6 protein-coding genes are annotated in these 6,345 nt (G+C 33.4%); 2 read left to right on the forward strand and 4 right to left on the reverse strand.

Annotated elements, in window-relative coordinates; all coding sequences use genetic code 11:
- The coding region (locus A9G30_RS03510; protein ID WP_141671969.1) for a tetratricopeptide repeat protein at positions 1 to 328 on the forward strand (328 nt) is incomplete at its 5' end.
- A gap of 364 nt (positions 329 to 692) precedes the next feature.
- On the opposite strand, the gene A9G30_RS03515 is transcribed toward A9G30_RS03510, so the two are convergent.
- The 4 genes from A9G30_RS03515 to A9G30_RS03530 all read right to left on the reverse strand — a co-directional run bounded on the left by A9G30_RS03515 (position 693) and on the right by A9G30_RS03530 (position 5,727).
- A complete protein-coding gene (locus tag A9G30_RS03515) occupies positions 693 to 2,651 on the reverse strand; it encodes a glycoside hydrolase family 3 protein (RefSeq protein WP_065588081.1) in 1,959 nt (652 codons plus the stop codon).
- Between the two features lie 492 nt (positions 2,652 to 3,143).
- Positions 3,144 to 3,770 (reverse strand): LysE/ArgO family amino acid transporter, encoded by a 627-nt coding sequence (locus A9G30_RS03520; protein WP_065588082.1) that lies wholly within the window; start codon positions 3,768 to 3,770, stop codon positions 3,144 to 3,146.
- Between the two features lie 84 nt (positions 3,771 to 3,854).
- A complete protein-coding gene (locus tag A9G30_RS03525) occupies positions 3,855 to 5,201 on the reverse strand; it encodes an APC family permease (protein WP_065588083.1) in 1,347 nt (448 codons plus the stop codon).
- Positions 5,202 to 5,307: 106 nt separating this feature from the next.
- Positions 5,308 to 5,727 (reverse strand): OsmC family protein, encoded by a 420-nt coding sequence (locus A9G30_RS03530; RefSeq protein WP_065588084.1) that lies wholly within the window; start codon positions 5,725 to 5,727, stop codon positions 5,308 to 5,310.
- A gap of 218 nt (positions 5,728 to 5,945) precedes the next feature.
- On the opposite strand from A9G30_RS03530, the gene A9G30_RS03535 reads away from it, so the two are divergent.
- Positions 5,946 to 6,345, forward strand: a 400-nt coding sequence (locus A9G30_RS03535) for a sulfite exporter TauE/SafE family protein (protein ID WP_141671970.1), incomplete at its 3' end; no start/stop codon positions are given.

Consider the following 6,345-nt stretch of genomic DNA (forward strand, 5'->3'; position numbering starts at 1 on the left):
CAATGGATTGGGTGGGTTAAAAAAAGATTTTGCCAAAGGCGTTGAGTTAGATACTGAAGCTGCGGAATCTGGCAATCCAGATGCGCAATGTAGCTTAGGCTGGTTATATTATCAAGGGTCATGGTTTGCAAAAGATTACAGTAAAGCATTAGAGTGGTTTCGGCTTTCCGCGCAACAAAATTATGCGGATGCTCAATACTATTTAGGTATCATGTATCAAAATGGCCAAGGAGTTGCACAAGATATTTACAAAGCAAAATATTATTTTCAGCAAGCTTGTAAAAATAACCATAAAGATGCTTGTAAATATGTAAAAAATATTCTTTGATTATGATTATTCCCAAACGAATTTTTCAGGTCTTATTGTATTGCTAATAAATAACTTTTTTATTTAAACGAGCAATGATATAAATGAGTTGTGGATGGGGAAAATAACTTTGTATCGGCAACATTATTAATTACCCTATTTCTGCATTGAGGGTAATTTTGATGATTTAATTTATTCAAAATTACCCAAATCGTCTTAATTTTTAATATGTTAGTTTTAATATCTTCGCTAATTCTATTATCAAGCCTATTAATCTTTTTTCACCCATGTTTATTGGCTTTCTTTGTGCATTAGAATGCGTTAAAAACAGGCAAACACACAAAATAATTTACAAAAATAATTTATAAAGCCAATGCGTTATCCCTCACTGCGTTAAACCATAACCAAGCGGATAGAGTGCTTTCATATCATTAGGCAGATCTGAAGATTGTTGCTGTACGCTATCCATTGAGTCTGGTAGTGAAAATGGTATTTTAGCTACGTAAGGTTTGTCACCAAATAATCTATCAAACAATACTTCATCATTTACCCCAAAATTAGCAATAACAGCACTAGCGTATTGTTTTAATGGAGTGACAATTGCTGGCCTATCTAAATAAACAGTAACAACAACAGGATGCGTTTTACTTGCTTGCGCAATAAATTCAATATCTTTATCGTTAGGAGGAAATGCTAAAGATCCCTCATGATGCTCTAAGCCAAAAAAGTAACCTTTATGATTTTGCTCATAAGGTGCATTTATTCGGGCAACAACCACATCAGCTTGCTCTAATTTATCAACAATATTCACTTTATTCTTTAACAGATTTTTAGCATTTGGTAAAAATCCATATAAATAGATTTTGTTATTGGCGTTTAATGGTAATGTTTTTTGTATATTTTCAAGTAATACCAAAGAATTATATTGGGCCTGACTCGCCATCTTTTGAAAATCTTTGTTGCCAACAATACTTGTTTTGTTTGGATCTACATATGGTGTTTCAAATTGACCTAGAGAAAATTTTTGAATCAAAATCGCTAAAACGGCTTTATCGATATCTTTTTCGGCAATTTTTTTATTCTTAACAGCAGCTACAATAATTGAACTATCGCTAACCCCGCCAAACTGTTGAATGCCAGCATGAAAAGCTTTAATAAAGCGTTGCTCTTTAGTAAGATCCTCAACTCCCCATGGCATGCCTTCAACTTTCGGTTTAATTCCCGAAGCTGTTCCATTAACACAAACATCATTACAATCATTAGTAATACTCCAATCACTTATAACAACACCTTTAAACTGATAAGTATTACGTAATAGATCTTGCAATAAAAATAAATTAAACCCACCTCCAACAGCGTCAAATTTATGATCACCTAGCTGAGCATTTTTCAATATAGAATAAGTTGGCATGACACCTGCAACATTTACCTCAAAAGCGCCTGTAAATGGAATAATATGTTCTTTTAAGCTATCTTTATGGGTAAAAAGCGCATATTTACCATAAGCACTATGACTATCAAATCCATTTTCGGCAGCACCATATCCCACCCAGTGTTTCACAACGGCAGCGACACTTTGCGAATTTAGACCTGTGCTACCATTTTGTATTCCAGATATATAACCACGAACCATTTTTTTGCTTAACTCAGGATTTTCACCAAATGTCCCCTCAAATCTAGCCCAACGCGGTTCTGTACCTAAATCGGCCATGGGTGACAAGGCTTGCGTTACACCTAATGAACGGTATTCTTGACGGATAATATCGCCATATTCATTGATATCTTTTTCACGACCAATAGCCGCCATGCCTAATGTTCCAGGCCACTGACTAAAACCACTTTTTATACCTAACTCATTACCATAATAAAACGTATTTCTAGGATCAACACTTATTGTCAATGGAATGGATAAACGAGAAGATTCAGCTATTTTTTGTAACTGATTATTCTGCTCCGCAAAATCTTTAGGATTAACTTCTAATCTGGTTATAAAGCTATTAACTTTATCTTTCAGAATCAAAACAGTCAGCTTTTTAAAATCATATTTATCACCACGCCCTATTTCATTATTTACACTTGGCGCATTGCCATGCATCATTATCCCAGCTTTCTCTTCTAATGACATTCTTGAAAGCAAATCCTGTGCTCGTTGCTGTGGCGATAAACGCCAATCTTCATATGGAGTTAATTTTCCATTTTTATCCATATCTTTAAACTCAAGACCATCCACAGTTATTTTTTTTAATTGATTGCTTTCAATTTTGACTTGGTCAATAGCAAATAATGGACTTGTGGTAAGAACCGCACTAATTAATAGTGTTAGTTTTAAAATATTACTTTTCATTGTTTTCTCCTTAAGTGATCTATTACGCATTTATTAATAGTAAATTTATAAAATAACTGAATTGAATAAACAGTAATAAACCATCTTATATCTACGCTATAACTAATCCATACGCTTCAACTTTCCTTTATATAAAACAAAACCCTTATATAAAAAAACCTAAACACTTTATTAACCAAAATGTTTAGGTTTTGCCTGTATAGACAATTAGCTGTACAGTAACAATCCAAATTTATACTATGTAAGCTAGCACTAATTATATAAAGAAGATATCTTATAATTTAACAAATACATGTAATTGTGATAATAGTCACATTATTATTTCATAATATTATTTGATAATTGCTCTCAAGGGGGAGATAAAAATGCCCAAAAGAGCCTTTATTATTTAAAGACCTTAAATGGATGTTTGATGAGCAAAGTAAGGATGTTTATTAATAGGCCGAACGCTCTTTGAATCATATAGGCTATAGCCTATTTACTGTTCTAGCTTTAATTGTTATAAACGACATAAAAAACTAGCCGATAAGCGATGTACAACATGACAGTGCCAACTAGACAATCTAATATTATCCACATCTTTTTTTGTTTAAATAATGGCGCTAACAATCTTGCACCATAACCAATACCAAAGAACCATACAAAAGAGACACAAACAGCGCCAATCAAAAATGCCAGTTTTTGTTCACTATTTAATGTGCCAGCTATTCCCCCAACAATCACAACCGTATCTAAATATACATGTGGGTTAAGCAAAGTGACCGCTAACGTTGCAACTACCACCTTGATTAAACGGCTATTATTCACATTTTGAGATTCTATTTGCATATTGCTTGTGCCTTTAATTGCACTTTTAAACGCACTAAAACCATACCAAATTAAAAAAAACACCCCCATTATTGCTAGCAGATTTGTGATTAAAGGATTACAACTAATGAAAGAGCCGACCCCTAGAATGCCAATCGACATTAATACAAAATCACAAATAAAACAAATTGCCGACACATAGAAAATATGGTTTTTTAATATTCCCTGTTTGAGAACAAATAAATTTTGTGCACCAATAGCAATGATTAGGCTAGCGGAAATTAACGCACCACGTAATATTTCTGATAGCATTTTATTATAACGCCTGTGGAAAATAGGAAAATACTGTCATCTTAATTAAGATGCAATAAATCTTCAATAAATGTATTAAGTTTATTATTCATGTTTTTCTAAGCAAACTAATTGAGCCTGCTCTTTGTTTAAATAGAGAATAATCATACCAATTGCTAACCAAATTACACCGACAATTTTTGCATCATTATCAATATGTAGTAATACAGGTAATAACACTATAATACCAATAATAGGCATAAAGATATTTAAAACCCAAGAACGCCAACCCTTTGAACGTTTTTTAAACTTAAAGTAGCCGATTACAGATAAATGTAACATAATAAATGCCGTTAACGCACCAATATCAACAAATGACACTAGAGTTGCTAATCCTTTATCATGATTGGCAGCAATAACAACTAAACATAAATTAAATAGCGCAGAGCATAAAATAGCCATTGCTGGCACGCCACTTTTTTTACCCACTTTAGCAAAAAATGAAGGTAAACGCTTATCGCGCCCCATACTGAATAAAAGACGACTTGCGGCAGCTTGCCCAACCATTGCAGCAAATGATGCACCAATGGCTTTCATCAAACTTAGCGCCCATCCTAGGTATAAGTTAATTTCTTGATTAACAATATTATAGTAAGCTTTACCCTGTAGTTCAGGATGACTACGCAAATATGCTGAATTATAAGGATTAAGTAAAGCACCAACATAAATTTGAATTACAAATAGGCAACCTGCTAAAATTAAACAACTCATAATTGCTTTACTCACTAAATTATGGGAACCACCGTTTTCTTCAGAAAAAGTTGCAATAGCATCAAATCCCAAATAAGAGAGCACCGCAATAGATACAGCATTAAACAGATTAGCCCAGCTAAATAAATCACCGCCCCAAAAAGGTTTCAACCAATCTCGACTAATATCACTAGTTGCTATTAGCCAAATAGCAACAAATAGCACAGCAAACAATACAATAATTTCAAATAGTAAGATAATTAATGTAATTTTCGCCGATTTTTTGATGCCAATTAAATTCAACGTGGTAGTTAATACAACCGCCAAGCAAGTCCATACCCATACAGGTACTTCAGGAATTAAGGCATTGAACGAAATACCGCTAAATAAGTAAGCAACAGCAGGAATAAACATATAATCAAGCAATAACAACCAGCCGACTAAAAATCCCACATTAGCATGAATGCCAATCGAACAATAAGCATAAACCGCTCCTGCATGGGGTAAAGCATTTACCATTCTAGCATAAGAAAATGCGGTAAATGCCATTACTAAAGTTGCTACAATATATACTAAAACAACTGCACCATCACTGATTGCATCTAAAACACCAAATAATCCTATTGGTGCCGCTGGGCCAATAAAAAGCAATCCCAGAATAACCATATCCCGAAATCGCATAGTTTTACTTAACTGTTGCATAACCACTCTCTTATTGCTCTGACTAATAAAATGTTAAATGATTAATGCAAAATACACTAAGATCAGCTTGTTATTAGATTATAATTATTCGTTATAAGAATAAACTTTAGTGATATTCTCTAACCTCATAGGTATAAGACATTTTTGCGGTTTTTCCTAGCATGATAGAGGCACTACAGTATTTTTCTGAAGCAAGTTTCACGGCTCTTTCTACTGCTTGATCATCTATATTGATACCTGTAATCACAATATGGAAATTAATAGATGTATAGACTTTTGGTGAAGATTCTGCTTGAGTTTTATCAATTTCTATCCAAAGATCGCGAATATCTTTTTTATTATTTTTTAAAATAGCGATAATATCATAAGCCATACAACCTGCTGCACCATGTAACAAAAGCTCCATAGGGCGAGCGCCACGATTACGCCCTCCATGTTCAATACCGCCATCCATAACTAACGAGTGCCCACTGGCTGTTTCGCCTAAAAAACCAAAATCATCAATCCACTTTAAACGATCTTTCATTATTCACTCCCGTCAATTTATTTTTAAACTTTTATTCGTTACCGTCGGCTAAATAACATAAGATTTTTTAACCATCTTGTCATCTTTTAATTTACTATTTTGCAATCAAACCTGATAATGATATTAAACGGTAGATCAGTAGAATCAATTATCTAATCTTAATTTTTACTTAACAAAAAAGATGGGTTATTAGTGTTACCATACTTTAAGGATTAAACATGATTCTTGAATTTATTATATTCCTTTCTATAGGCGCTGTTGCGGGATTATTAGCTGGTATGTTTGGTGTTGGCGGTGGTGCATTAATAGTGCCCTCCTTAATCTTTACCTTAAATTATTTTAATCTAGGTAATGCTTGGGTTAGCCATATCGCTATTGCAACCTCATTAGCAACCATCATTGGCACAAGTTTATCTTCAAGCTATATTTATAATAAAAACAATAATATTCAATGGAATATCCTTAGAAAAATGGTTTTAGGTTGTATCATAGGCACTTTAGGTGGTTCGTATATGACGCCTTATATTCCAGGGGGTTGGTTAAAATGGATATTTATCATTTTTCTTATTTATGTTAGTGGTCAATTTACTTTACAAGCGAGTAAAGTTTCACAAAATC

Origin of the sequence: Gilliamella sp. Fer4-1, from assembly GCF_001690515.1 — a bacterium.
Lineage (GTDB): Bacteria > Pseudomonadota > Gammaproteobacteria > Enterobacterales > Orbaceae > Gilliamella > Gilliamella apicola_C.

Excerpts from the sequence above, each read along its gene's own strand:
- A9G30_RS03520 (WP_065588082.1), bottom strand. The coding sequence starts at position 3,770 with ATGCTATCAGAAATATTACGTGGTGCGTTAATTTCCGCTAGCCTAATC.
- A9G30_RS03525 (WP_065588083.1), bottom strand. The coding sequence starts at position 5,201 with ATGCAACAGTTAAGTAAAACTATGCGATTTCGGGATATGGTTATTCTG.
- A9G30_RS03515 (WP_065588081.1), bottom strand. The coding sequence starts at position 2,651 with ATGAAAAGTAATATTTTAAAACTAACACTATTAATTAGTGCGGTTCTT.
- A9G30_RS03530 (WP_065588084.1), bottom strand. The coding sequence starts at position 5,727 with ATGAAAGATCGTTTAAAGTGGATTGATGATTTTGGTTTTTTAGGCGAA.